This window comes from Nocardioides ginsengisoli, from assembly GCF_039537225.1.
In the GTDB taxonomy this organism is placed as follows: domain Bacteria; phylum Actinomycetota; class Actinomycetes; order Propionibacteriales; family Nocardioidaceae; genus Nocardioides; species Nocardioides ginsengisoli.
In genome coordinates this window covers 23,274-47,799 of the sequence record NZ_BAABAC010000006.1, presented here as the reverse complement: position 1 = coordinate 47,799, position 24,526 = coordinate 23,274, and the positions used below count along the sequence as shown (strand labels likewise).

Genomic DNA, 24,526 nt, shown 5'->3' with positions numbered 1-24,526 from the left:
GCGCCGACGCGGTACCGGGTGCTACGTGACGACGAGCTTGTACGTCGGGCTGGTGCTGGCGGCGACCTTGGCGTTGCCGCTGAAGACGACCTTGATCCGGTGGGTCCCGGCCTTGCGCTTGGGCAGGGTGATCGTCAGGCGGCCGCCGTTGGCCGCGGTCAGGGCGACCTTCTTGATCGCCTTGCTGCCGTCGTAGACGGTGAAGCTGCCCGTGAACGCCGCGGCGGGCACGCCGGGCGCGGTGACCTGGGCGGTGATCTTCGGCGCCTTGGTCCGCTTGATCTTCACGGCGGCGAGCCGGCCGGTCGTCGTGGACCGGGCGGCGACGACCTTGACGCTCAGGGCGCCCTGGCTCGCGGCCGCGTCGGCGGTGCCGCTGAAGGCGACGGTCAGCGCGTGCGTCCCCGGCGCCAGCGCCAGCGCGCCGATCGGGATGTCGATGATGCCGTCGGCGTCGAGGGCCTTGGTCGCCAGCGTGGTGGCGCCCGTCTTGACGGCGACCGTGCCGCCCGCGGCACTGACGCCGGTGACGGTGGCGCGGACCGTGAACGCCTTGCCGTACGACGAGGTGGCCGGCGCGGTGCCCGTGGTGTGCGTCGCGGCCGGCTCGACACCGGCCTCCGGCCCGGCGACGACGGCCCAGTCGGCACCGGTCACCTTGACGTAGGCGGAGGCGTAGCGGTCGGACACGCCCTTGCTCGCCGCGCTGGTGCGCAGCCGCAGCTCGTAGACGCCGCCGAAGCTGCCCTGGCCCGAGCTCGAGAAGTCCTGGACGACGTCGGCCAGGCCGTAGCCGCCGGCGGTGCTCACCACGGGATGCCCGGCGAGCGGTGCGGGCACGGTGACGGCGCCCGGTCCGCTGAACCGGTCGGTGCCGGTCGCCTGGACACCGGGCCACGCCCCCGCCGCGGTGCCGGACTGGGCGGCGTGGACGAAGAGCGTGGCGTGGGTGTCGTCGGCGCGGACGGCGCCGTCGGCCGCCGCGAACGCCGGCAGGCCCGCGGCGACCGTGCCGGAGGTGACCACGGCGCCGTCGGCGTCGTAGAGCCGGAGCGGGACGTCACTTCGCGCCGGGTCGGCGACGGTGGCGTTGTCGCCGACGTACCAGTCGAGCGTGGTCGGGTCGCCGGTGAAGCTCGGCGCGGCAGCCGCCAGGCCGCCGATGGCGGAGGCGACGAGCGCCAGTCCGAGGACCGCGCTCCACCTCCTGGGGTGGGTGTTCAACATGTCTGTCTCTCCTAGGTCTGTGCTGACCGAACGGGTCAGGAACCACTGGTGGTGACGGCGCGGTCGACGCCGCGGCAGGACGCGTGGCCGCCCCGGACCAGCTCCCACGAGTCGCCGTCGACCCTGATGTCGGCGGTGTCGTAGTGGTCGGTGGCGCTGCCGTGCGCCGGCGAGCCGAGGATCAGCCGAAGCTGGACGTAGCCGTCGAAGCCGGCCGGGAAGGCGGTGACGAAGTCCTTGATCGACCACGCCTGCGCGGTGACCCGCGCGGCGGGCCGGCTCGGGTCGGCGTACGGCGTGGCCGCGGTGATCGGCGAGCCGCTGTACTCCTCGGGCGAGACGCCCTCGCGGGGCTGGTAGGCGAACAGCGTCGCCACCGCGCCCTCGCGGTCGGCGCCGGCCGGCGCGGTCTCCCCCACCACCACGTCCGCGAAGGGACGGTCGGCGATCCGGCCGCCGGTCACCGCCTTGCCCGTGGCCGAGCAGAGGGTGATCCCGCCCGTGGACGCGGCGTCGACGTACGGCGCCTCGGCCCGGTGGGAGAGCCGCCAGACGACGGCGGCGACGACGACCGCGACGACGAGCACGGCCGCGGGCAGTGCGGCGCCGAGGCGCCGCCGCGAGGTCCGCGGCGCCGACGACGAGGACGCCGAGGGCGTGGTGAGGGTTGCCATGGTGGGTTCCTGATCAGCCGCGCCGTCAGTCGACGGCGATCTCGGCGTTGTCGGTGCCGAACACGTGGTAGTCCGGCGTCACGCCGGCTGCCTCGAGCAGGGCCTGGCCGGCGGGGGTGCGCACGAACGGCAGCGGGCCGTCCGGGTTGTAGAACAGCGCCTGCACCCAGTTGAGCGTGCTGCCGGGCTGCCACGGCTCGTTCGAGGTCAGGTCCGACTCGCGGATGAGCGCGTTGTAGGCGAAGTTGCCGCCGTACGGCGCGGTCGGGGTGTTGTTGTCGGTGTTGCTGTCGCCGTCGAGCAGCTTGATGCCCGCCGCGTTCGCCGCGGTGCGGTGACCGTCCTCGGTGTTGTAGTTGTTGGTCTTCTGGCCGTCGAAGGTCTGCGTGTAGTAGCCCTTGTTGAGCGTGCGGTAGCGACCGCGCGGGAAGGGCACGATGGCGTTCTTGCGCTGGGCGTCGGTGAGCCCGGTGATCGCCGTCGGGTCGTTCTGCTGGACGTTGAACGAGTTGGGGTTGTCGCGGCCCGTGAAGGTGCTGTTGCCCGGGTTCTGGCGCTTGACGTTGGCGAGGAAGGTGTTCCACATGCCCGCGTCCGAGGGCAGGGTCAGCGGGACGATCGTCTCGCTCGGCGCCGGGCCGTCGTAGCCGGGGATCTGGCCCCACGTCGTCCACTGACCGGAGTAGATCTTCAAGATCGCCTCGGCCGTCAGCGTGCTGGGCGCGTTGGTGGTCGTGGCGGTCGCGATCAGCTGCCGGTCGGTCGCGATCTGGACCCGGTAGAGCTTGGTGCCCTGCTTGGCGAAGATCTGGGCCTGGTGGTCGGCGGTGAGCGGGTCGGGGCTGCGGCCCACGTCGATCCAGTCCTGGTCGTCGTTGATGATCGCGTCGCGGCCGCCACCGCCGCCGCCGGTGGGCCGGACGACGAGGTCCTGACCGGCGCGCAGCGCGATGGTCGGGTTGAGCAGCTTGATGTCGCCCTGCTTGACGTACTTCACGCCGTTGTCGCCGACGGTGCCGTTGCCGGTGATGGTCGGCAGCTGGCGCGGGTCGGTGTAGGCGCTTCGCCCCTGCGCGTCGCCGGAGGAGTCGAAGTTGACGAACCGGAAGCGGTTGCCGGCGGTGTTGTAGCCGGGCAGCTCGTGGTAGCCGTCGGCCAGGAAGTTGAACGAGTTCTGGATGATGTCCGACCCGGTCGCGACGACGTCGTGAGGCTGGGGTGCGGGATCGGCGTGGGCCGGGGCGAGGGACAGCGTGAACGCCGCGGCGGTGGCCGCGCCCACGACCGCCAGGGAGGCGGTCTTGCGACGAGTGAGCATCGGGAAAACCTATCTGTAGTAATCCAGTAGAAATACTCCCGAGCGTGCCGAGGACGCTAGGGGAACTGCGGTGCGCGATCGGCCCGGATCTCGGGATGCGAGACCGATGCGCGCCGGTGCAAGGTGAAGCGAGGCGGGGTGCGAGGTCACAGCAGGGCAGGCAGCAGGCGGGACGCGATCGACGACGTGAGCCAGAGCACGGCGACCGCCGCCGGGGCGCCCGCGATCCAGGCCGCGGCACGCGACCAGCGGCTCCACGCCCACACCAGCCCCGCCAGGACCGCCGTCAGGAGCAGCAACGCCAGCGCGATCTCGGCGAGCGTCCCCGCGTCGACGTGGGACGCGAGCAGGGTGGGCTCCGGGTCGGGGGCGGAGCGCGGCCCGGCGGCCACCGCACCCGACGCGAGCGTCGCGTCGACGTACAGCGTCTGCGACGGACGGAGCCGGGCCAGCCGGCTTCCGGTGCCCGCGGCCGTGATCAGCGTGAGCCGCCCCGAGCCCGCGGTCGGTGCGGGCGGCGCCGGGTCGCCGGCACGTCGCAGCCCGGTGACCCGGTACTCGAAGTGACCCTGCGCCGTCGTGACCGAGACCAGTGCCCCGACGCGGATGTCGGGGAGCCGGGCGAACGGCCGGCCGTAGGAAACCGCGCGCCCGGCCACCACGCTCACGCCGAGCTGGCCGGGCAGCACCGTGCCGCGACGGTGTCCCGGGCCGCTCTGCAGCTGGCGTGCGCGCGTCCCCTCGACGACCACCACGGGGTCGAGGTCGAGCGACGGGATGCTGAGCAGGGCGACCGGCGCTCCCGCGTCGATCGGCGCGCCGGTGGGCGCGGTGCCCTCGGCGAGCTCGGTGCGCAGCTCGCCGTACAGCGCGCTCTGGGCGTGGTGCTGCTCGAAGTCGCTTAGCACGAGCAGGTGGAGGAGGCACCAGCCCAGCACCAGCGAGAGCGCCATCAGCGCCCGGCCGCCGGCCACCCGGATGCTCGCCTCGCCACCGCCGGTCGGCGGCGGCGACGCGTCGATCTCGCCGGCATGGAGGATCGTCATCGCGACCTCCTCGGCCGTGCGGTCCAGACCGCGGCGAGGCCGGCGCGCAGTACGTCCAGCCAGCGCAGGACACCGCCCGCGACGGCGCTGAGTGCCGCGAGCAGCACCAGTGTGGGCATGCCCACCCGGCCCAGGGCCGACTGCTCCCCCGCCGTCAGCGTCGTCTGCGCCTCGACGACCGGCGTGCCGGTCGGCGCGGCGACGGCCGGGGCGGCGTCGGGTGCCGCCGCGGGAGGCGCTGCCCCGGGGGCGCCGGCAGGTGCGACCGGCTGCGCGGTCGGCTTCGGCGCCGGGACCGCGGCCTTGGAGAAGTCACAGGCCTTCGTGAGGGACGGCGACGTGGCCGCGGCCGCGTCGACCCGCGGCACGGCGCCGTGCTGGCCCCGCACGGCCACGACCGCGTTCGCGAGGTAGGTCCGCTCGGAGGTGAAGCCGTCGGCGTCGGTCACCGGCAGATAGCCCGCCGGGAGCGAGCCGTTCGCCTGACCCGGACGCTGACCGGCACCACCGGCGTAGCAGAGGAACCGGGCGAGCTTCCCGGCCGTCGCGGCGTCGATGCCACTGGTCGGCAGGACGGCGTAGACGGGCAGCGCACCCGGATAGGCCTGCGCGCCGGCGCCCGTGAGCCCGCGGTAGTCGAGCACCCAGGTCCCCGCCTCGGCGTCCGGCGCCAGTAGCGGCACGGCGGCCTTGAGCCCCGCCGTGTCGGCCGCCGCGAAGGTGCGACCGTCCGCGTTCGCGAAGGTCGCGCCCGGCGCCACGGACGACGTCGTCTGCAGGTCCGCGGTCCGCAGGTTGTAGCGGCGGGCCGCCGAGAGGGAGACCAGGCCGATGACGAACCGGTGGCCGACCGCCTGCCGCCCCTCGGTCCGCAGCGGCAGCGTGGTGTGGTCGAAGCCGTCGTAGCGGCACACGGTCGCGACGGCGGAGTTGGCGAACTGGAGGTTCAGGCTGACCGCGGCGAGCCCGGACAGTGGGTTCGCGACCAGCTGCAGGTACGGCGTCGGGCTGTTGCGGTAACAGGCGTTCTGGTCGATGTACCACTGCGGCGCGACGTACTCGTCGAGCAGCGGCCAGCTCTCGACCGGCAGGTCGATCCCCCGGTAGGCCGGGTTGACCTTCATGCCCCACGGGTCGGGGGTGCCGTCGAGCCAGGCCCGGGCCTCGGGGTCGGCGTCGATCCAGCGGGTCAGGGCCCACACCAGGTCGGAGTTGGCCGAGAAGACCTGCAGCGCCGCCGCCGACTCCAGGGTGGTGCTCTCGGGGATGCCCGGGTTGAGCGCCTGGAACTCGGGGTCGACGGTGAGGTTGTAGGGGTTGCCGGTGAGGCCCGCGTGGCCGCTGCGCACGAAGGACGTCGCCGGGTACGACGCGCTGAGCAGCTTCGCGACCAGTCGGGCGTTCAGCCGCAGCCGTTCCTTGCGCTGCTTGTCCGTGCCGTCGATCGAGAAGGCGATCGCGAACCCGCCGAAGGCGATCGGCGCCTGTACGACGGGTCGCTGGTAGCCGCCGTCCTGGGGCGCGGAGCTGAACGCGCCGGTGATCTCGCCGCGCTCGAGCAGGCTCCGGGCCAGGGACTCCGACTGCTGCACGTGGGTGAAGGAGAAGAGCGACGGGGTCGTGCAGAACGTGGGCCGCCACGACGCGGTGAGCTCGTTGAGCGTCACCGAGCCCATCAGCTCGACCGGAGTCTGGTCCGAGTCGGCGGGACACACCTCCGCCGTCGGCGCGAACGAGAGCGGCACCGAGATCCGGTTGCGCCAGTTGGACGCCGACCACCACAGGTTGCCCCGGACCGCCTGGTCCGAGCTGCGGCTCGTGGCCGGCTCGCCGGGCGCATAGCTGCCGGTACGGCGGCAGGTGGCGTCCGCCGTCGCGAGCTGCGTCGCCGACAGCGGCACGCCCGCCTTGGTGGTCTGCGGCTGCCTGGCCGGCAGCTTGGTGCCGAACGCGTCGCAGCTGACGCCGACGATGGGCACCGCGACGAGCGCGCACGCGACGGTCGCCGAGCAGCCCAGCGAGGCGTTCTCCGCCTTGGTCCAGACCGCGAAGTCGGCGACGCCCTTGCCGTCGGGACCGGTGATCCCGTACGTCGTGTTGCTCGGCACCCCGCCGCGCTCCGCGGAGTCGGACTCGGGCGCCGTGGGGGTGCAGCCCGCGTCGGGGTCGGGGCCGCCGTAGTAGGTGGTGCCGCCGGCCGCGCGGAACGGCAGCCAGCGGGCCGTCGTCGGCTGGGCCAGCTTCGCGCAGGCGTCGGGCAGGTCGGCCGGCTCGCCCACGACGGGCCCGCGGTCGGCGGCGTCGGCGTAGGCGTCGAAGCGCCAGGCCGGCGTGCTCGACGCTGCGGCGACGTAGCGCTCGGGCGAGGTCTGGGTCCAGCAGGTCTCGGGGGTGAGCCGCGCCTGTCCCTTCGGCACCGACGCCGCGTCGACGCCGCGGCACTGGAGCAGCACGAAGGGATACTCCTGGTTGCGGCCCTCGGACGAGTTCGGGTCGGCGACCACGGCACCGGTCGGGGTCGCGCCCTCCCAGGTCACCCGGATCTCCTGACGCCCCCGCAGGTCGGTGTTCTGGGAGACGTGCAGCCGCACGTCGTGGGTGCTCTGCACGGTCTCCGTGCCGTCGGCGTCGACGAAGACCCGCCGTGCGGTGACCGACGCGGTGATGCCCTCGGCGGCGCCCGCAGGCCCCGATCCGGCGGGCAGCACCAGCGCCAGGGTCCCGAACACCAGCGCCAGCGCGAAGAGCACGCGCACCGCCGTGTGCCGCGGCGAGGGCGCGGCGTGCCTGCCCGCGCTCATCGGCGTCCCTTGCTTCGGCCGACGACCTGGGCCACGACCGGCGGAATCACCAGCACGCCGCCGAACAGCCCGATCACCAGGGCGGCCAGCACCGTCGGCGGTCCGCTGCCGGAATCGGGGTCCAAGGTGGCGGCGACGACGGAGACGTCGGTGCTCGTCGTACCGGCTCCGGCGCCGTCGTCCGCCACGGGCGCGCCCGCCGGGGCGGCCGCGTCGGGGACGCCGTCCCCGTCGGTGTCGACGGACGGCGGCGCGCCCGCCGCTCCGGGCGCCGGGGCCCCGGCGCTCGGCTGGCCGGAGGGCTTGGCGCCCGTGCCCTTGTCGCCCGGGTTGAGGTTGAACGAGCCCACGCCCTCGGCGCAGGGGCCCTGGCCCGGCCGGTCGCACGCGGCCGGCATCGGCGCGATCTTGGCGAGGTAGTTCTCCGACGGCTTGCCGGGCACGAACGTCGGGTTGTGGCAGTCCTTGACGTTCTTGATGATCGAGGCGTCGAACTGCACGTTGGGGTCGGCCAGCTTCAGCTTGTTGACCTGGGTGAAGCTCGCCTGGACCAGGTTGACCGGCAGCGGCGAGTAGCCGATCGGGCCGATCGCCGACTGCCCCACGCAGATCGAGTGCTTGAGGAAGTCCACCAGGGCCTGCCGCTTCGCGGTCGTCATCCGCGAGTCGTTCGACGCGGTCGGGATGATCGCGTAGACGTACGACGACAGCGGGTAGGTCCGCTTGTCCGGGTTGACGTAGACGCGGTCGAGCTTCTGCGTGAGGTAGTTCGGGTCCTTGGGATCGTCGTTGATCTCGGCCTGGGTGAGCGCGACCGCGACGTTGTACTGCGTCGGGAGCGTGTAGTAGCCCGCCTTGTTGAGCAGCTTGGCGACCGGGTAGTCGGCGGCCAGCGGGTAGGAGTACTCCTCCATCGCGATCGCGCCGACCGAGCCCTTGGACTTGAGGAAGTTCATCACGCCGTCGGAGCCGGTCTGCGCCCGCTGCTGGCCGCGCGCGGCGCCGCAGTTGAGCGGGAAGTAGTCGGTCGGCACGGCCTTGCCGCCGTTGCAGTCGCGCCAGAGCGTGGCGTACTGGCTGGTCATCCAGGTGCTGAACTGGTTGGTCACGCCGGCGCCGTCGGCGCGCACCACCGGGATGATCGGGATCGACGGCAGCGCCTTGCCGTTGTTGTCGGACGTGATCGCCGGGTCGTTCCAGTTGGTGATCTTGATGGTGAAGATCTTCGCCAGCGTCTCCCCCGACAGCCGCAGGGTGCGCACCTGCTTGCCGCCGACCTGGAGGTTGTAGGGGAAGGCGGTGCCGCCGGCCACGACCGGCAGATAGGCGAACGAGCGTCCCAGTGAGGAGTCGACGGCGCCCGTCGACGGGTCCTTGCCACGGTACGGCGAGTCGGTGACGCCGAAGTCGGTGGACTTGTTGGCGTAGTCCTTGCGGCCCTGGGCGGCGCCGTTGGCGGTGTAGACGACCTTGAGGTCCTTGGCGTCCACCTCGGCCACCCACTGGTTGACGGCGTTGGCCGCCCAGGAGGAGCCCGAGCCCTGGATCAGCGCGTACGTCGGAGCGGCCGCGGTCGCGGCTCCGGGGCCGGAGAGCAGGGCGAGGTAGCCGGCCAGTACGACGACGAACGGGCGGACTCCGCGACGGAGAAGCGGGATCATCGGTTCTTCCTTCCCCTGGCAGCCAGGCGGGCGAGCAGGAACAGCGAGAGCACCACGGCGAGGAGCACCGTCGCGCCGGCATAGGCGCGCTGCTCCATCTGCGGGCTCCCGGTGCTGACCGCCGCGTAGACGAAGAGCGGCAGCGAGTTCATCGGGTTGTGGGTGGGATCGGCGTTGAAGAAGGTCGACGCCCCGGAGGTGAGCAGCAGCGGCGAGGTCTCGCCGACGGCGCGGGCGACGCCGAGGATCAGTGCTGTCGCGAGGCCGGGGCGGGCGGTCGGGAGGACGACCTTCCAGACCGTCTGCCAGCGTCCCGCGCCGAGGGCGTACGACGCCTCGCGCAGGCCGTTCGGCACGACGCGGAGCACGACCTCGCTGGCGCGCGCCATGATCGGCAGCGCCATCACCGCGAGCGCGAGCGCCGCGGCCAGTCCGCTGGTCTCCATGCCGAGGTTGACGATCCAGACGGTGTAGACGAACAGGCCGGCGACGATGGACGGCAGCGCCGTCATCGCCTCGACGACGGTGCGGACGAGGGCGGCGCCCTTGCCCCCGACCTCGGAGATGTAGACCGCGGCCGCCAGGCCCAGGGGCATCGCGATGACGACGGCGATGCAGACCTCGATGACCGTCCCCAGGATGGCGTGCGCGACGCCGCCCCGCGTGAACGGGTCGTCGGCCTTGACCCCGGCCATGTCGTGGGTGAGGAAGCTCAGGTGGCTCAGGGCGGGCAGGCCCTTCCACACCGTCGTCGCGACCGTGCTCAGCAGGGCCATCCCGATCAGCGCGGGCGCCGCCATCACGATCGAGGCGACCACCCGGTCGATGACGATCCGGCGCGGCTGGGTGAGCGCGGTCAGCCCGGCGTAGAAGACCACGAAGGCGGCGTACCAGACGACGAGCAGGCCGATCGTGCTCTGGAAGGCGAGCAGTCGCGCGCAGAGCAGCCAGGCGGTCGCCGCGGAGCCGACGACGGCGCCGGCCAGCGTGAGCAGGTCCTCCCGGGTGCGGTGCCCAGCCCGGCGCAGGGTCTCCTCGGGCGCGGGGCTCGGCGTCGCGAGGTGGCGCGGCGCCTCGGGCGGCGCGGTCGTGACGCTCACAGCTCGGTCACCCCGCCACCGCGCGAGCGGGCCACGACGACGGCGGCCAGGCTGTTGACGACGAGGGTCATCACGAAGAGCACGAAGCCGGCGGTGAGCAGCGCCGAGAGCTGCGCAGGCGAGGCCTCCTTGAAGCCCGAGGCGATGAGCGCCGAGATGGTCGCCGTGCCGGACTCGAGCACGTAGGGCTTGATCTCGAAGGCCTGCGAGATGACCATCACCACCGAGATCGTCTCGCCGAGCGCGCGGCCGAGCGCGAGCATCGTGCCGCCGATCATGCCGCCGCGGCCGAACGGCAGCACCACGGTGCGCACCATCGCCCAGCGGGTCGCGCCCAGCGCGAGCGCGGCCTCCTTCTCCCCCACCGGGGCCTCCGCGAACACCTCGCGCATCACCGAGGTCGCCATCGGGAAGATCATCATCGCCACGGCGAGCGCGGCGATCGCGGCCGAGCCGGCGTACGACGGGTAGCCCGGCGCCTGGTCCCAGATCGGGTAGTCGACGTCCGTGCGCACGTGGAAGAACGGGATCCAGCCGAAGTGCTTGCTGATCCAGTGCGTGACGACCGTCGCGTGCGGCTGGACCACGATGAGCACCCAGAGTCCGAACACGATGCCCGGCACCGCCGCCATCAGGTCGACCAGGCGCACCAGCAGGGGGCGCGCCCACGCCGGCGCCCAGTCGGTGATGAACAGGGCGGTGAGCAGGGCCAGCGGGACCGCCAGGAGCAGCGCGATGACGGCCACCTGCAGCGTGCCCAGCAACACGGCGGCGATCCCGACGACGTCCTGGCTCGGCAGCCAGCGGTACTCGGTGAAGAACGACAGCCCGTAGTGGTGCAGCGTCGGGATCGACTGGTAGCCGAGGAACAGCCCGATGCTCGAGGTGATGGCCAGGACGACGAACGCCAGCGCGCGCACCGCGTGCAGGAAGGTCCGGTCCTGCAGTGAGTAGCGGACGGCGATCGGTCGCGGCTCGTCCTCGACGGCGTCCGGCGGCGGATCCTCCGCGGACGCCTCAGGCGGCAGGACAGCGTGATACGGCATGACAGGGCACCCTCAACCGCTCAGGGCCCCCGATGGCCGATCGACTAGTGGCCAAAGACTAGTAGATCGGCTGTATTAAGTTGTTAGGTGGGGATCAAATGGTGGACGCGCCGCCCTCGGGCTCGTCGTTCGCGGCCTCGGCCTCGTCGTTCGCGGCCTCGGCCTGGACGGCGGGCGCGCGCCCGTCGACGTACACGCTCTCCTCGCGACCCGGCCGGTTCTTGGTCGCCCACGCGAAGTAGGCGGCGGCGAGGACGAAGAGCACGATCGAGGTCCACACGTTGAAGCGCAGGCCGAGGACGTTGTTGAGCTGGACGTCGTCGATGCGCAGGTCCTCGATCCAGCCGCGGCCCAGCGTGTAGGCCATGACGTAGACCGCCATCACCCGGCCGTGCCCGAGGCGGAAGCGCCGCTCGAGCCAGATGATGAGCGCGAAGGCGAGCAGGTTCCAGATGCACTCGTAGAGGAAGGTCGGGTGGAAGGTCGCGAACTCCGGCGCGATGCCGCCGTTGGCCGCCACCGCGTCCTGGTAGGAGTCGCTGGCGAGGTAGGCGCTGCTGAAGTGGGCGCTGTCGATCTTCAGCCCCCACGGCAGGTCGGTCGGGCGGCCGTAGAGCTCCTGGTTGAACCAGTTGCCCCAGCGGCCGATCGCCTGCGCGACGAGGACGCCGGGCGCCAGCGCGTCGAGCAGCGGCAGCAGCCGGATGCCCTTGCGGCGGGCGCCGATCCAGGCGCCGAGCGCGCCCAGGCCGACACCGCCCCAGATGCCGAGGCCGCCGTGCCACACGTAGAGCGCGTCGACCGGATGGCCGCCGGAGCCGAAGTACTTCTCCCAGTCGGTGGCGACGTGGTAGAGCCGGGCGCCGACGACGCCGAAGGGCACCGCCCACACGGCGACGTCCTGCACCTCGCCGATCGTGCCGCCGCGCGCCTGCCAGCGCTTCTCGCCGATCCAGATCGCGACGATGATGCCGAGGATGATGCACAGGGCGTAGCCGCGCAGCGGGAACGGGCCGATGTGCCACACGCCCTGGGCGGGGCTGGGGATGCTCGCGGTGATGATCTGGGGCAGCACGTCGGTCCTCGCTCGGTGGTCTCAGTCGTCGTTCAGCAGCGCGTGGAAGTCGGCGGCGAACTCGATGCTCGACGTCTCCTGGCTCCACAGGGCCACGGCGTGGTCGCCGCGCATGCCCAGCGTGAAGGTGGAGTGGCCGCCGAGGTCGTAGCCGCCGGTGGGGAGCTTCACGCCGTCGTTGACGTAGACGTGGAGCGGCTCACCCGCCTCGATGATGGTGGGCAGCGGGCCGGTCAGGCCGATGAAGTCCTTGCCGTAGCCGTCGAGGTACTTCCGCAGCGTCTTCTCGTCGTCGCGCGCCGGGTCGGTGGTCACGAAGACCACGTCGACCTTGGCCCGGTCGGCGGAGTCGAGCCGGTTGAGCGCCGCGGACAGGTTGTTCATGACCAGCGGGCAGTAGTCGGCGCAGTGGGTGTAGCCGAAGAAGACGATGGTGAGCGGCTTCCTCGAGTCCTTCGCCAGCGAGTACGGCGCGCCCGCGGTGTCGGTGAGCTCGACGTCCGGCGCCGTGTAGGGGTTGTCGAGCCGGGTGCCGGTGAACTTCTCCGGCGTGCTGCCGCAGGCGGCCAGCAGCAGGCCGAGCACGGCCACGACGGCCGCCAGGGTCAGCGGCCGACGGCGCGACTCAGGCACGAACGCCTCCCTTGACCCCCTGCGCGAGGTCCTCGGTGAGCGTGCGCAGCGCGGCCAGCCCGGCGGCCCGATCGCCGGGGTGGTCGAGCAGCGTGCGCACGAAGGCGGAGCCGACGATCACCCCGTCGGCGTACGACGCCAGGTCGGCCGCCTGCGCGCCGGAGCTGACCCCGACGCCGACGCCGACCGGCAGGTCGGTGGTCGCCTTGGTGCGGGCGATCAGCGGGGCCACGCCCGCGGCCGTCGCCTGCTTGGTGCCGGTGACGCCCATGATGCCGGTGGCGTAGACGAAGCCGCGGCAGGCGGCGGTGGTCATCGCGATCCGCTCCTCGGTCGACGAGGGCGCGACCAGGAAGACCTTGTCGAGGTCGTGGCGGTCGGCGGCCTCGATCCACCCGGGCGCGAAGTCGGGCGTCAGGTCGGGCGTGATCAGGCCCGCTCCGCCGGCGTCGGCCAGGTCCTGGGCGAACCGGTCGACACCGTAGCGCTCGACCGGGTTCCAGTAGGTCATCACCAGCGTCGGCGTGCCGGTCGCGGCGACCGCCTCGACCACGCGGAGCACGTCGGTGGTGCGGATGCCGGCGTCGAGCGCCTGCTGGGCGGCGGCCTGGATGATCGGGCCGTCCATGACCGGGTCGCTGTAGGGCAGGCCGATCTCGATGACGTCGCAGCCGGCCTCGACCATGGTCTTCAGCGCGGCGATGCTGCCCTCGACGTCGGGGAAGCCGGCGGGCAGGTAGCCCACCAGGGCGGCGCGGCCCTCGGCCTTCGCCTTCGCGAAGGCGACGCTGCTGCTGGTCACTTGCTCCCCCCCGCCTGGCCCAGACCGAAGTAGTCGAGGGCGGTGCCCATGTCCTTGTCACCGCGGCCCGACAGGTTGACCAGCAGCGTCTGGCCGGGGCGCTCCTTCGCGAGCCGCAGCGTGCCGGCGACGGCGTGCGCGGACTCGACCGCCGGGATGATGCCCTCGGTGCGGGCGAGCAGCGCCATCGCGTCCATCGCCTCGGCGTCGGTGACAGGCAGGTAGGTCGCCCGGCCGGCCGCCGCGAGCGCGGAGTGCTGCGGGCCGACGCCCGGGTAGTCGAGGCCCGCGGAGATCGAGTGGGACTCGATGGTCTGGCCGTCCTCGTCCTGCAGCACGTAGGTGCGCGCGCCGTGCAGGACGCCGATCGAGCCGGCGAAGATGGTGGCCGCGTGGCGACCGGTCTCGACGCCGTCACCGCCGGCCTCGAAGCCGTAGATCGCGACCTCGGGGTCGTCGAGGAAGCCGGCGAACAGGCCGATCGCGTTGGACCCGCCGCCGACGCACGCGGTGACCGCGTCGGGCAGCGCGCCGTACTGCTCGAGGCACTGGCGGCGCGCCTCGTCGCCGATGCCGCGCACGAAGCTCAGCACCAGGCTCGGGAACGGGTGGGGGCCGGCGGCCGTGCCGAAGAGGTAGGCCGTCTCGTCGACCGTCGCGACCCAGTCGCGCAGCGCCTCGTTGATGGCGTCCTTGAGCGTGCGGGAGCCGCTCTTGACCGGGATCACCTCGGCGCCGAGCAGCTGCATCCGCGCGACGTTGAGCGCCTGGCGTTCGGTGTCGACCTCGCCCATGTAGACCGTGCAGTCGAGGCCGAGGTAGGCCGCGGCGGTGGCCGAGGCGACGCCGTGCTGGCCGGCGCCGGTCTCGGCGATCACGCGGGTCTTGCCCATCCGCTTGGTGAGCAGCGCCTGGCCGAGGACGTTGCGGATCTTGTGGGCGCCGGTGTGGTTGAGGTCCTCGCGCTTGAGCAGGATCCGCGCGCCGGCGACCTCGGAGAGCCGGGTGGCGTCGTAGAGCATGCTCGGGACGCCGGCGTAGTCGGTGAGCAGCCGCTCGAACTCGCCCGTGAACGCCGGGTCGGCCATCGCGTCGCGCCACGCCACGTCGAGCTCGTCGAGCGCCGCGATCAGCGCCTCGGGCATGAACCGGCCGCCGAAGGCGCCCGCGCCCCCGAACCAGCCGAGCGGGTCGGCGTCGTACGTGCTCATCGCGTGATTCCTGTCATCCGTCGTACTGCCTCGCGCGGTCCGCCGCTGCCGGACTCGCGCACGAGCGCCTCGCCGACGAGCACCACCCGGGCGCCCTCGCCGACGAACCGCTCGACGTCCTGGGGCCCGAAGATCCCCGACTCGGCGACCTTCACCCGGTCGTCGGGGATGAGGGGCGCGAGCCGGCCGAAGACGTCGAGGTCGACCTCGAGCGTCTTGAGGTTGCGCGCGTTGACGCCGATCAGCTCGGCGCCGACCTCGACCGCGCGGGCCGTCTCGTCCTCGTCGTGCACCTCGAGGAGCACGGTCAGCCCGAGCTCACGGGCGTAGTCGTGGAGCTGCGCCAGCCGCGCGCCCGGCAGCGAGACCGCCATCAGCAGCGCCAGGTCGGCGCCGGCCGCGCGGGCCTCGAGCAGCTGGTACTCGGTGACGATGAAGTCCTTGCGCAGCACCGGGACGTCGACCGCGGCGCGGACCGCGCGCAGGTCGTCGAGGCTGCCGCCGAAGCGGCGCTGCTCGGTGAGGACGCTGATCGCACCGGCCCCGCCGGCGGCGTACTCGCTCGCGAGGAGGGCCGGATCGGGGATGTCGGCGAGCTCGCCCTTGCTGGGGCTCTTGCGCTTCACCTCGGCGATGACGCTCGATCCGGGGCCGCGGAAGTGGGGCATCGGGTCGCGCGGCGGGTCGACGTCGGCGAGGGCGGCCCGCAGGTCCGCCTCCGAGATCGTCGCCTGACGCACGGCGAGATCCTCGAGCACTCCGGCGACGATCCCGTCGAGCACCGTGGGCTGGGGAGCCTGGGGGGCCGACATTGCGCCTCCGTCACGTTTAGCTGTTGGGCAGGGATGGGCATGAGCCGACGGCATCGCAACACACCGACGGAACTGTGTCGAGTGTGGCACGCGGCCGTTAGGGTTCCACACACCGCCCGGAACTCGGCCGGCCGAACGACACCCCGGAAATCCAGGAGGATCCCACGTGAGCTACAACGAGCCGCCCAACTACGGCACTCCTCCCCCACCGCCCACCCCCGGCTTCGGCGCCGGCGGCTACGGCGGTGGCGGTGGCGACCACCCGCAGGGGACGACGATCCTCATCCTGGGCATCCTCAGCATCGTCTGCTGTGGCCCGCTCGGCATCGCCGCCTGGGTCATGGGCAACAAGGCGATCAAGGAGATCGACGCCAACCCGGGCGCCTACAACAACCGCGGCACGGTCAACGCCGGCCGGATCTGCGGCATGATCGGCACGATCCTGCTCATCGTCGGCGTGGTGGCCTACATCATCCTGTTCGCCGTCGCAGGCTCGGTGAACTTCAGCACCAGCTGAGGCCGACCTCCTCAGCACGTCGCGAGGCCCCCTTCCGCAGCCGCGGGAGGGGGCCTCGTCGTTCGCGAGCGTGCGGGCTACGGCGCGAGCCAGGCGCCGAAGGACGTGTTGCGGACGACGGCGAAGGCCACCATCAGCACGAGCATCACCGCCGACCAGCGCGCGACCGTGCGACTGTCGGGATCCCAGGCGCGACCGGTCCAGCGGCCCGCGCTCCAGCGCCAGAAGATCCAGACGAGCAGCGGGATCGAGGCCACGAAGAGCAGATTGCTCGACGCGGCGTCGGCGACGTGCAGGTTGCTGAGGTCGTTGACGGCGCGCAGGCCGCCGCAGCCGGGGCAGTAGATGCCGAGCGCGGCCGACGGGCACAGCCCCCAGCTGCCGTGCTGGTGCGGGTCACGCAGGTGCAGAGCGACCGTCGCGGCGGTGACCCCGCCCACGACGAGGAGCGGCGCCAGCATCCGCCGTCGGCGCGAGGTGGCGCCGGCGTCGCGGACGGCCTGCGCCGCGAGGGTCATCGCAGGACCGGGCTCAGTGGCCCGGCTCGTGGAAGCCCATCTTCGCCATCACGAGGAACACCACGCCGCCGGCCAGGACGATGGCGGTGCCGATCCAGAACAGCGGCCAGTTGAGCGGCGAGAGGGACATGCCGATGGCGCCCACGACGAAGCCGGCCAGCGAGACGAGGACGGCGGTCCAGGCAGCAGGGGTGTTGCCGTGGTTGTCGGCCATGGAAGAGCTCCTCGAAGAGTCAGATGACAGGCGGTTCGGGGTGGTGCGGGTCGATTCTAGGGCCAGCCGACCCTCAGTCGGCGGTGGGGTCGTCGCCCTCGTCGAGGGACTTCCACAGGTCGAGGTTCGACTGCTCCTCCGGCTCCTGGACGGCCGCGGCCGGGCTCGGCCTGGTGCCGGCCGCCGAGCCGCCGACGGTCGGGGCGTCGTAGCGGGCGCCCATCTCGGGCCAGGAGCGGACGTTGCGGACGGCGGCGACGCTCGCGACGAGCGCGAGGACGCTGCCGACGAGCGCGATCCACAGCCAGGCGGTGCGGTCGAGCGGCACCGGCGCACCGCCGAGACCGAGGCGGGTGCTCATGTCGGCGGCGGCGTCGTCGTTCTGGACGAAGCCGCCCAGGACGGCGACAGCGAGCATGCCGGCGGCCGCGACCGCGGACAGCACCGCGACGACCCGTCGTACGACGCCGCGGGTGACGAGCAGGACGCCCCAGCAGGCGAGGGCGACGAGCGCCAGCGCGCCGGCGAGCGGGAACTGCACGCGACTGGAATCCTGCCCGGCGAAGCCGGTGAGACCGGCGGTCGCGAGGTACTTCGGCGAGACCTCGAGCATCGCCCGGTGGCCGGCGACGGCGACCGCGCCGCTGGCCGCGAGGCCGAGCAGCACGACCGGTCCGAAGGTACGGCGAGCGTCGCGCTCAGCCACCGATCAGCCCGTCGTCGAAGCACGTCCGCGCCCCGGTGTGGCAGGCGACGCCGGTCTGGTCGACCTTGACCAGCAGGGTGTCGCCGTCGCAGTCGAGGCGGACCTCCTTGACCTGCTGGGGGTTGCCGGACGTCTCGCCCTTGACCCAGTACTCCTGGCGTGACCGGCTCCAGTAGGTCGCCCGCCCCGTCGTCAGCGTGCGGTGCAGCGCCTCGTCGTCCATCCAGGCGAGCATCAGCACCTCGCCGGTGTCGTACTGCTGGACGACGGCGGGCACCAGCCCGTCGGGGGTGCGCTTGAGGCGCTCGGCGACGTCGGAGGGAAGACTCACGGCTCCATTATCCGTGCTGGGCCACCCACGAGGCGTGCAGCCTCGCGTACGGCGTCCCGGGCTGGGCGACGAGCTCGGCGTGCGGCCCGTGCTGGACGATCCGGCCGCGGTCGACGACGACCACCACGTCGGCGGCCTCGGCGGTCGAGAGCCGGTGGGCGATGGTGACCGACGTCCGGCCGCTCATCAGCCGCTCGAGCGCCCGGCCGATCCGGGTCTCGAGCTGCGGATCGACGGCGCTGGTGGCCTCGTCGAGCACGAGCAGGTCGGGGTCGGCGAGCTGCGCGCGCAGCAGCGCGACCAGTTGCCGCTCCCCCGCCGACAGGGACTCGCCGCGCTGGCCGACGCGCGTCTCGACGCCGTCGGGCAGCCCGGCCACCCAGTCGCCGAGTCCGATCGTCTCGGCGGCGGCGAGGATCTCGGCCTCGGTGGCGCCGAGCCGGCCGTAGCGGACGTTGGCGGCGAGCGTGTCGTCGAAGAGGAAGCCCTCCTGCGGGACCAGGACGACGCTGCTGCGCAGCGCGCTCTCGGCCACCTCGCGCAGGTCGATGCCGTCGAGCAGCACCCGCCCGCGGTCGGGGTCCATGAGCCGGGTGAGGAGCTTGGCGATGGTGGACTTGCCCGACCCGGTCTCGCCCACGACCGCGACCCGCTGCCCGGCGGGGATCACCAGGTCGATGTCGGACAGCACCTCCGCGCCGCCCGGGTAGGCGAAGCCGACCTCCTCGAAGCGGACGTCGATCGCGCCCTTCGGCAGCGACCTCCCTTCGGGGCCCGGGTCGACCAGGTCGGCGGGCGTGTCGAGGATGCCGATGACGCGGCGCCAGCCGGCGATGGCGTTCTGGGCGTCGGTGAGGATCTGGGTGCCCATCTGGACCGGCCCGACGAAGAGCGTGACCAGGAAGGCGAACGCCAGCACCTCGCCGGCCGTGATGCCGTCACCCCAGGCGAAGCCCTGGCCCAGCCAGATGCCGACGATGAGGACGCCCGCATTGGCGAAACCGGCGGAGATGCCGCCGAGGCTGAACGAGAACGCGGTGAACCCCTGCGCCCGCGTGCTGGCGGCCTTGTGGGTGTCGATCGCGACGTCGATGCGCTGCTGGGTGCGGGCCTCGATGGCATAGGACTTGACGACGGCCGCGCCGACCACCGGCTCGGACACGGCGGAGAGCAGGGCGCCGACCTGGCGTCGTACGGTGCCGTAGGCGGCGGCCAGCTTGCGCTGGAAGTAGCGCAGGCTGAGGAAGAGCGGCGCGAAGCAGACCCACACCACGATCGTGAGCTGCCAGCTGTAGCAGACCATCACGATCGTCGCGATGAGCATCTGCCCGATGCTGACCACGAAGATCAGGCCGCCGAACACGAGGAACTGACTGACCTGGTCGACGTCGCTCGTCACCCGCGAGACCAGGGCACCGCGGCGCTCGGTGTTCTGGGTGAGCAGCGGGAGGTCGTGCACGTGGCGGAACGCCTTGATCCGCAGCGTCGCGAGACCGCGCTCGGCGGTCGAGAAGAGCCGCGCCGTCATCGCGTACGACGCCCAGCTGGTCACCACGATCGCCGCGGCCGCCGCCAGGGCGAGCCAGAGCGTGAAGGAGGGATCGGGGCCGCCGGCGCCACGCAGCCCCTTGTCGATGGTCTGCTGGACCGCGATCGGGACGACGACCTGCCCCACCGACGCCAGGACCGCGAGGAAGAGGGTCGTCCCGATGCCCTCGACCAGCTCGGGCGAGTGGCGGATGCCGCGGCGGATGGTCTCCCAGGCGCCGATCTCCTCGCCGGTGCTCAGCCGGGTCTGCTCGGGGGCGCGCAGCGCGGTGCTCATCGGGTCACCTCCGCGGACTCCGTCTCGTAGGCGTTGACCAGCCGCGCATAGGCGGCGTTGCGGGCGACCAGCTCGTCGTGCGGGCCGCGGTCGGCGATGTGTCCGTCGACCAGGAAGAGGACCTCGTCGGCCAGGCCGATCGTCGCCTTCCGGTAGGCGACGACGACCAGGGTGGTCTCCTCGCCGCCGAGCCCGGCCAGGATGCGCGCCTCGACCTCGGGGTCGACCGCGGAGGTGGCGTCGTCGAGGACGAGCAGCCGCGGTCGGCGTACGAGCGCGCGGGCCAGGGACAGCCGCTGCCGCTGCCCGCCGGACAGGGACGTGCCGCGCTCCCCCAGCCGGGTGTCGAGCCCGTCGGGCAGCGCGGCCACGAAGCCGTCGGCCTGCGCGGTGCGGAGCGCGGCCCAGACGTCCTCGTCGGGGACGTCGGCGCCGAGGGTGACATTGCCGCGGACGGTGTCGTCGAAGAGGAAGGCGCTCTGGGGGACGACGGCCAGCAGCTCGGCCAGCGCGCCGTGGCGCAGCTCGCGCAGGTCGGTGCCGTCGACGCGGATCGCGCCGTCGTCGACGTCGACCAGCCGGGCGAGCAGCGTCGTCAGCGTGCTCTTGCCGGACGCGGTCGCGCCGACGAGGGCGACCGTCTTGCCGGGCGCGACGTCGAAGGTGAGGTCGCGCAGGAGCGTGCGGTCGGGGTCGTAGGAGAAGGCGGCGCGCTCGACCTCGAGCCGGGCGCCGCCGGGGGCGGTGGGCGCGGGGCGGTCGCCGTAGTCCATGGCGCCGGAGGCGCTCAGGACCGCCGCGACCCGGCGGTAGCCGACCACGCTGCGCGGGAAGTCGCCCAGCAGCCAGCCGATCGAGCGGATCGGGAAGGCCACCACGGTGAGCAGGTAGGCCACGGTCACCACGTCGCCCGCCACCGTCGCGCCGCTGACGACGCGGTGGACGCCGAGGACCAGCACCACGAGGACGGCGACATTGGGCAGCGCCGCGAGCGTCGGGTCGAAGGCCGCGCGGATCCGGCCGACCTTGATGTTGGCCTCCCGCAGCTCGAACGCCTTGGCCCGGAACCGCTCGGTCTCCTCCGGCTCGCGGCCGAGGGTCTTGACGACGAGGGCGCCGTCGAAGGACTCGTGGGCGATCTCGGACAGCTCGGCGCGCAGCTGCTGCGCCCGCGTCGCCCAGCCCTGGGCCAGGCGCTGGTAGACGACATTGACCCCGATCACGAGCGGGAAGACGAGCAGGCCCACCGCTGCCAGGGCCAGGTCGGTCAGCAGCATCTGGACGACGGCGATCACCATCATCGCCACCGTGCCGACCGCCATCGGCAGCGGCGCGATCGGCCCCCACGCCGCCTCGACGTCGGCATTGGCGTTGGACAGCAGCTCGCCGGTCGGGTGCCTCTGGTGCCAGGCGAGCGGGAGCCGGAGGTACTGACGGGTCACCGCGCGGCGGCTCTGCGCCTGCAGCCGGTACTGCATCACGCCCGCGCCCAGCCGGCGCGCCACGATCCCGACCGCGCGCAGGATCGCCACGCCGGTGAACAGCCCGAGCACCGCCCACAGCAGCCCGGCGCCGATCTCACCGTCGCGGAAGGCGGGGATGACCACGTGGTCGGTCGACCAGCCGAGCACCCACGCGTCGGCCACGGTCAGCGCGCCGAACAGGACGCTGCCGACCGTGGACGCCGCGAAGATCCACGGCTCGCGCTTGATCGCCACCCAGAGGACACCGAACCCGGCGGACGTCGTACCTGTGCCGCTGCTGTCGCTCGCCACGCGCTCCTGCTCTCCACTCCGCTCGAACCTCAGCCCAACCGGGGCCCTGCGGAGCCTATTCCGTGATCGGCCCGGCGCCACCGCGAGCCTCGCGCCGGCCGATAGGCTCGGCACGTGGACGCCGAGACCCTGCTGGCCCACTGCCTGGCCAAGCCGGGCGCGTGGGCCGACAACCCGTGGGACCACGAGCTCCCGGTGATCAAGGTCGGCTCCGGCGAGCGCGGCAAGATCTTCGCCTTCCTCGGCCGCGACGGCGTCGGGGTCAAGGCCGGCGCGAACCGCGAGGTCGCCGACGAGTGGCTGCACCGCTACCCCGACGACGCCAGCGTGATGGCCTACATCGGGCGCTCGGGCTGGAACAACCTCGCCTTCGGCGGCGCGATCCCGGACGACGAGCTGCTCGAGGCCGTGGACGAGTCGTACCGGTCGATCGTGGCGAAGCTCCCGAAGTCGCAGCGCCCCGACGGCTGGGACGCCTGACCGATCGGCCCCGCAGGCTCAATACATCGAGCCTGCGGCTCAACGTATTGGTCGGCGCTCGGCGACCCGGGCGAACAGGGTGGGATGCGTGCCCGCCGCCGACCACCTCCCCGAGTTCGAGGAGAAGTCGAAGCGGTTCGGCGAGAAGGTGCGACGTCGCCGCGACGAGCTCGGCCTGACCGAGCGCGAGCTCATGGAGCGGACCGGCCTGAGCCGCGGCTACATCCAGCTGCTGCTCAACAACCGGGGCGGCCACAAGGACCCGGCGACGGGCACCTACCGGCCGGCGAACCCCACCCTCGACGTGATCTGGCGTCTCGCCGATGCGCTCGAGCTCGACGCGACGTACCTGGTCGACAACGACCGGGACGTCGAGTCGCGCGCCCTGCCCTCGTGACGCCTCGCGGCTTCTCATGACTCAGTCATAGGCCGCCTCCACCTCCCAGCGCCCCCGGAGGTCGGGGCCGACGGCGCACCACCGCAGCAACCAGGCCCGGCCGTCGACGCCGACCATCTGGAAGCGCGCCGCCCGCCCGCCCGCGGCGCCGGTGCCGCGGACCCACCACCCCTCGTCGACCGGCCACGGCCCGGCCCAGGCGGCGACGGGACACCAGCGCCCGCCGATCCGGAACCGCCAGGGCTCGCCGGTGATCATCCCGCGCTCGGTCACCGCGACGCCGACGGAGGCCTCGTCGACGACCTCGGCCTCGAGCGGCTCGGTGAAGACCCGGCTGGGCGCGGGACCGGGCACCCGGCCGGGCCAGGGGCGCTCGACCGGCCGCAGGCCGAGGGCACGCTCGCCCCAGGGCACCAGCGCCTGGCGGTCGGCGGCGCCCCGCCCGCCCTGCAGCACCGGCACCCGTACGGCGTCGTAGCCGACCATCGCCTGCACCCGCGCCACCCCGCGCACGACCTGGTCGTCGGCGCCGCCGCCCCACAGCGTGTCGGCGTGATCGCCCGCCGGCTCGACGGTGTCGGGCAGGAAGCGGACCAGGGTCACCGGCGAGGCGATGCTCTCGCCGGTGGACTTGCGGCTGCGCAGCCCCGAGGTGGCCATGCCGGCCTGGAGCTGCCAGTGGACCCGGTCGACGAGGTCGCGGGAGGTGAAGCAGCGCGGGTGCAGCCAGGTGCGCGCGGAGACCCCCTCCTCGAACTCCGCCTCCACCCGCACGCCGGTCGCCACCAGCTGCCGGTCGCTCAGCCCGGCGATGAAGCGCTCGGCCGTGGTGCGGACGCTGAAGGTGACCGCCTCGGCGGAGTCGAGCGGCGGCTCGAAGGAGATCTCGCAGGCCAGCTCGGGCGGCGGCGTCCGCGACGCGAGCCGGGCCACCTCCTCGCCCTGCACCCGACGCCACACGTCGGCTCCGTAGGTGCCGAACCGGTTGCTCACCTCTCCCGCCCCCAGCCGGGCGAAGTCGCCGAGCAGCACCAGCCCCAGCCGGCGCAGCAGCCCGGCCAGCTCGGCGCCCTCGGGGCCGTCGTCGCCGAGCACGGTCACCGGCAGCCCGCGCAGGAACTCCGCCGAGCGCCCCGGCGGCACGGCGACGCAGCCCTGCTCCGGCGCGCTGCGCGCGGCCCGCTCGGCGGTGTAGAGGTCGTCGGCCGCGCCGAACCGGCTGTCCCACACCCCCGCCTGCACCAGGTGCTCGGCCAGGACGGCGGCCGCGGCCTCCTCACCGTCGATGCCGCCCCGCGCGAAGTAGCGCCCCGGCGCGGGCACCGCGAGCAGCCCCGGCCGCAGCGGCGCCACCCCGGGCCGGACCTCCTCGACCGCGCTGAGCACCGGCTCGAACCAGCGCGCGTCGCGGTCGGGGTTGGCAGGGAGGAGCACCACCTCGGGGCACTTCGCCTGGGCGTCGCGGCGCCGCTGCCCCCGGCGCACCCCCTCGGCGCGGGCGGCGGCATTGCAGACGACCACCCGGTTGGCCGCCACGACGACCGCCGGCGCGGCGACGTCGACCACCGCCCCGCCGCCCGCCCCGCCGCCCGCCCCGCCGTCCTCCCCGCCGTCCTCCACGGCCCCGCCGCGGCGAGCGGCGTCCTGCTGGACGGCGTCGGCCTGCTCGAGCAGCCCGGCCGTCACCGACCAGTCGGGACACCACACCACCATCGTGCGCATCAGGGCAGCACCGCCTCGACCCGGACCGGCGCCCGCCCCGGCCGCCGCGAGACCAGGCTGACCCGCCGCCCCCGGAGCCGCCCGCGACCGGCCGCGAGTCCCTCCCAGGAGACGTGCTCGGCGACGATGCGGGCCTCGCAGCGCGGCCACTCCCCCTGCACCACCAGCACCGCCGAGCGGGCACGCAGCCGGGCCTCGAGGAGGGAGGCGGACTTGGCGTCGACCAGCCCCGGCGGGCGCAGCACGACCACCTTGAGCACGTCGGCGAGCGCTGCGGCGACCTCGAGCCAGTGCTCCCCCGGCGCGGGCACCAGGACCGTGCGGGAGAGCACGATGCCGTGCTGATGGGCCGCCTCGGCGCCGAAGTCGTCCCACCCCGCGAAGCCGACCCACTCTCCGGCCTGCGAGGCCCCGGCGGCCAGCGCCATGCCGAGGGTCGCGGAGTCGACGCCGTAGACCCCGCCGGTGCGCAGCGTGACCAGCCCCTCGAACACCGGCAGCACCGGCACCGTCAGCCGGGTCGGGCCGCCCTGGAGCGCGGCGATGCGCCCGCGCAGCTGGTCGAGGACCTGCTGCGGGTCGGCGATCTCCAAGGGGCGAACACTCACCCCCCTATGTTCGAACACATGTTCGAA

At 73.1% G+C, this 24,526-nt stretch carries 24 protein-coding genes; 3 read left to right on the top strand and 21 right to left on the bottom strand.

What is annotated here, in order from left to right; all coding sequences use genetic code 11:
- Positions 1-21 precede the first annotated feature (21 nt).
- The 13 genes from AB4880_RS03860 to trpC all read right to left on the bottom strand — a co-directional run bounded on the left by AB4880_RS03860 (position 22) and on the right by trpC (position 15,406).
- On the bottom strand, positions 22-1,227 hold the full coding sequence (locus tag AB4880_RS03860) for an Ig-like domain-containing protein (RefSeq protein WP_367917883.1): 1,206 nt from the start codon (positions 1,225-1,227) through the stop codon (positions 22-24).
- Positions 1,228-1,262: 35 nt separating this feature from the next.
- A complete protein-coding gene (locus tag AB4880_RS03855) occupies positions 1,263-1,901 on the bottom strand; it encodes a hypothetical protein (RefSeq protein ID WP_367917882.1) in 639 nt (212 codons plus the stop codon).
- Positions 1,902-1,926: 25 nt separating this feature from the next.
- Positions 1,927-3,219: a substrate-binding domain-containing protein gene (locus AB4880_RS03850; RefSeq protein ID WP_367917881.1), complete on the bottom strand. Its 1,293-nt coding sequence runs from the start codon at positions 3,217-3,219 to the stop codon at positions 1,927-1,929.
- A 146-nt stretch (positions 3,220-3,365) separates the two neighbouring features.
- Positions 3,366-4,265 carry a sortase gene (locus AB4880_RS03845; RefSeq protein WP_367917880.1) on the bottom strand — a complete coding sequence of 300 codons (900 nt, stop codon included), beginning with the start codon at positions 4,263-4,265 and terminating at the stop codon, positions 3,366-3,368.
- Positions 4,262-7,066 carry a hypothetical protein gene (locus AB4880_RS03840; RefSeq protein WP_367917879.1) on the bottom strand — a complete coding sequence of 935 codons (2,805 nt, stop codon included), beginning with the start codon at positions 7,064-7,066 and terminating at the stop codon, positions 4,262-4,264. Before AB4880_RS03840 ends, AB4880_RS03845 begins: the two co-directional genes overlap by 4 nt.
- Positions 7,063-8,727 carry a substrate-binding domain-containing protein gene (locus tag AB4880_RS03835; RefSeq protein WP_367917878.1) on the bottom strand — a complete coding sequence of 555 codons (1,665 nt, stop codon included), beginning with the start codon at positions 8,725-8,727 and terminating at the stop codon, positions 7,063-7,065. Before AB4880_RS03835 ends, AB4880_RS03840 begins: the two co-directional genes overlap by 4 nt.
- Positions 8,724-9,827 (bottom strand): phosphate ABC transporter permease PstA, encoded by a 1,104-nt coding sequence (gene pstA, locus AB4880_RS03830; protein WP_367917877.1) that lies wholly within the window; start codon positions 9,825-9,827, stop codon positions 8,724-8,726. The genes AB4880_RS03835 and pstA overlap by 4 nt, the downstream gene beginning before the upstream one ends.
- Positions 9,824-10,873, bottom strand: coding sequence for a phosphate ABC transporter permease subunit PstC (gene pstC, locus AB4880_RS03825; protein ID WP_367917876.1), 1,050 nt, complete (start codon positions 10,871-10,873; stop codon positions 9,824-9,826). The genes pstA and pstC overlap by 4 nt, the downstream gene beginning before the upstream one ends.
- A 94-nt stretch (positions 10,874-10,967) precedes the next feature.
- Positions 10,968-11,948, bottom strand: a complete 981-nt coding sequence (lgt, locus tag AB4880_RS03820; protein WP_367917875.1) for a prolipoprotein diacylglyceryl transferase — start codon at positions 11,946-11,948, stop codon at positions 10,968-10,970.
- 21 nt (positions 11,949-11,969) lie between these two features.
- Complete coding sequence (locus tag AB4880_RS03815; protein ID WP_367917874.1) at positions 11,970-12,581, bottom strand: SCO family protein; 612 nt, start codon at positions 12,579-12,581, stop codon at positions 11,970-11,972.
- A complete protein-coding gene (trpA, locus tag AB4880_RS03810) occupies positions 12,574-13,383 on the bottom strand; it encodes a tryptophan synthase subunit alpha (RefSeq protein ID WP_367917873.1) in 810 nt (269 codons plus the stop codon). The genes AB4880_RS03815 and trpA overlap by 8 nt, the downstream gene beginning before the upstream one ends.
- Entirely contained in the window at positions 13,380-14,594 is a 1,215-nt protein-coding gene (gene trpB, locus AB4880_RS03805) for a tryptophan synthase subunit beta (protein ID WP_367917872.1), read from the bottom strand. The genes trpA and trpB overlap by 4 nt, the downstream gene beginning before the upstream one ends.
- A complete protein-coding gene (gene trpC, locus AB4880_RS03800; RefSeq protein WP_367917871.1) occupies positions 14,591-15,406 on the bottom strand; it encodes an indole-3-glycerol phosphate synthase TrpC in 816 nt (271 codons plus the stop codon). Before trpC ends, trpB begins: the two co-directional genes overlap by 4 nt.
- A 166-nt stretch (positions 15,407-15,572) precedes the next feature.
- Between trpC and AB4880_RS03795 the strand changes: the two genes are divergently transcribed.
- A complete protein-coding gene (locus AB4880_RS03795; RefSeq protein ID WP_367917870.1) occupies positions 15,573-15,923 on the top strand; it encodes a DUF4190 domain-containing protein in 351 nt (116 codons plus the stop codon).
- 77 nt (positions 15,924-16,000) lie between these two features.
- On the opposite strand, the gene AB4880_RS03790 is transcribed toward AB4880_RS03795, so the two are convergent.
- From AB4880_RS03790 to AB4880_RS03765, 6 genes are all read right to left on the bottom strand, one after another.
- Positions 16,001-16,441 (bottom strand): DUF2752 domain-containing protein, encoded by a 441-nt coding sequence (locus AB4880_RS03790; protein WP_367917869.1) that lies wholly within the window; start codon positions 16,439-16,441, stop codon positions 16,001-16,003.
- Between the two features lie 13 nt (positions 16,442-16,454).
- The gene (locus tag AB4880_RS03785) at positions 16,455-16,655 is read right to left on the bottom strand and encodes an HGxxPAAW family protein (RefSeq protein WP_367917868.1); all 201 of its coding nucleotides are present in this window, start codon (positions 16,653-16,655) and stop codon (positions 16,455-16,457) included.
- Between the two features lie 73 nt (positions 16,656-16,728).
- Entirely contained in the window at positions 16,729-17,361 is a 633-nt protein-coding gene (locus AB4880_RS03780) for a Trp biosynthesis-associated membrane protein (RefSeq protein WP_367917867.1), read from the bottom strand.
- A complete protein-coding gene (gene hisI, locus AB4880_RS03775) occupies positions 17,354-17,692 on the bottom strand; it encodes a phosphoribosyl-AMP cyclohydrolase (RefSeq protein WP_367917866.1) in 339 nt (112 codons plus the stop codon). Before hisI ends, AB4880_RS03780 begins: the two co-directional genes overlap by 8 nt.
- A gap of 7 nt (positions 17,693-17,699) precedes the next feature.
- Entirely contained in the window at positions 17,700-19,517 is a 1,818-nt protein-coding gene (locus AB4880_RS03770) for an ABC transporter ATP-binding protein (RefSeq protein WP_367917865.1), read from the bottom strand.
- Positions 19,514-21,292, bottom strand: coding sequence for an ABC transporter ATP-binding protein (locus tag AB4880_RS03765; protein WP_367917864.1), 1,779 nt, complete (start codon positions 21,290-21,292; stop codon positions 19,514-19,516). Before AB4880_RS03765 ends, AB4880_RS03770 begins: the two co-directional genes overlap by 4 nt.
- A gap of 114 nt (positions 21,293-21,406) precedes the next feature.
- Between AB4880_RS03765 and AB4880_RS03760 the strand changes: the two genes are divergently transcribed.
- Together AB4880_RS03760 and AB4880_RS03755 are read left to right on the top strand one after the other, a co-directional pair.
- Entirely contained in the window at positions 21,407-21,772 is a 366-nt protein-coding gene (locus AB4880_RS03760) for an MmcQ/YjbR family DNA-binding protein (RefSeq protein WP_367917863.1), read from the top strand.
- An 88-nt stretch (positions 21,773-21,860) separates the two neighbouring features.
- Positions 21,861-22,169 carry a helix-turn-helix domain-containing protein gene (locus tag AB4880_RS03755; protein WP_367917862.1) on the top strand — a complete coding sequence of 103 codons (309 nt, stop codon included), beginning with the start codon at positions 21,861-21,863 and terminating at the stop codon, positions 22,167-22,169.
- Between the two features lie 21 nt (positions 22,170-22,190).
- On the opposite strand, the gene AB4880_RS03750 is transcribed toward AB4880_RS03755, so the two are convergent.
- Complete coding sequence (locus tag AB4880_RS03750; RefSeq protein WP_367917861.1) at positions 22,191-23,891, bottom strand: DNA polymerase Y family protein; 1,701 nt, start codon at positions 23,889-23,891, stop codon at positions 22,191-22,193.
- Positions 23,891-24,499 (bottom strand): DnaE2-dependent mutagenesis accessory factor ImuA', encoded by a 609-nt coding sequence (gene imuA' / locus AB4880_RS03745; protein ID WP_367917860.1) that lies wholly within the window; start codon positions 24,497-24,499, stop codon positions 23,891-23,893. The genes AB4880_RS03750 and imuA' overlap by 1 nt, the downstream gene beginning before the upstream one ends.
- Positions 24,500-24,526 lie beyond the last annotated feature (27 nt).

Excerpts from the sequence above, each read along its gene's own strand:
- pstC (WP_367917876.1), bottom strand. The coding sequence starts at position 10,873 with ATGCCGTATCACGCTGTCCTGCCGCCTGAGGCGTCCGCGGAGGATCCG.
- AB4880_RS03850 (WP_367917881.1), bottom strand. The coding sequence starts at position 3,219 with ATGCTCACTCGTCGCAAGACCGCCTCCCTGGCGGTCGTGGGCGCGGCC.
- AB4880_RS03790 (WP_367917869.1), bottom strand. The coding sequence starts at position 16,441 with ATGACCCTCGCGGCGCAGGCCGTCCGCGACGCCGGCGCCACCTCGCGC.
- trpB (WP_367917872.1), bottom strand. The coding sequence starts at position 14,594 with ATGAGCACGTACGACGCCGACCCGCTCGGCTGGTTCGGGGGCGCGGGC.
- AB4880_RS03770 (WP_367917865.1), bottom strand. The coding sequence starts at position 19,517 with ATGAGCACCGCGCTGCGCGCCCCCGAGCAGACCCGGCTGAGCACCGGC.
- AB4880_RS03840 (WP_367917879.1), bottom strand. The coding sequence starts at position 7,066 with ATGAGCGCGGGCAGGCACGCCGCGCCCTCGCCGCGGCACACGGCGGTG.
- trpC (WP_367917871.1), bottom strand. The coding sequence starts at position 15,406 with ATGTCGGCCCCCCAGGCTCCCCAGCCCACGGTGCTCGACGGGATCGTC.
- AB4880_RS03855 (WP_367917882.1), bottom strand. The coding sequence starts at position 1,901 with ATGGCAACCCTCACCACGCCCTCGGCGTCCTCGTCGTCGGCGCCGCGG.
- AB4880_RS03785 (WP_367917868.1), bottom strand. The coding sequence starts at position 16,655 with ATGGCCGACAACCACGGCAACACCCCTGCTGCCTGGACCGCCGTCCTC.
- AB4880_RS03845 (WP_367917880.1), bottom strand. The coding sequence starts at position 4,265 with ATGACGATCCTCCATGCCGGCGAGATCGACGCGTCGCCGCCGCCGACC.
- AB4880_RS03860 (WP_367917883.1), bottom strand. The coding sequence starts at position 1,227 with ATGTTGAACACCCACCCCAGGAGGTGGAGCGCGGTCCTCGGACTGGCG.
- AB4880_RS03835 (WP_367917878.1), bottom strand. The coding sequence starts at position 8,727 with ATGATCCCGCTTCTCCGTCGCGGAGTCCGCCCGTTCGTCGTCGTACTG.
- AB4880_RS03750 (WP_367917861.1), bottom strand. The coding sequence starts at position 23,891 with ATGCGCACGATGGTGGTGTGGTGTCCCGACTGGTCGGTGACGGCCGGG.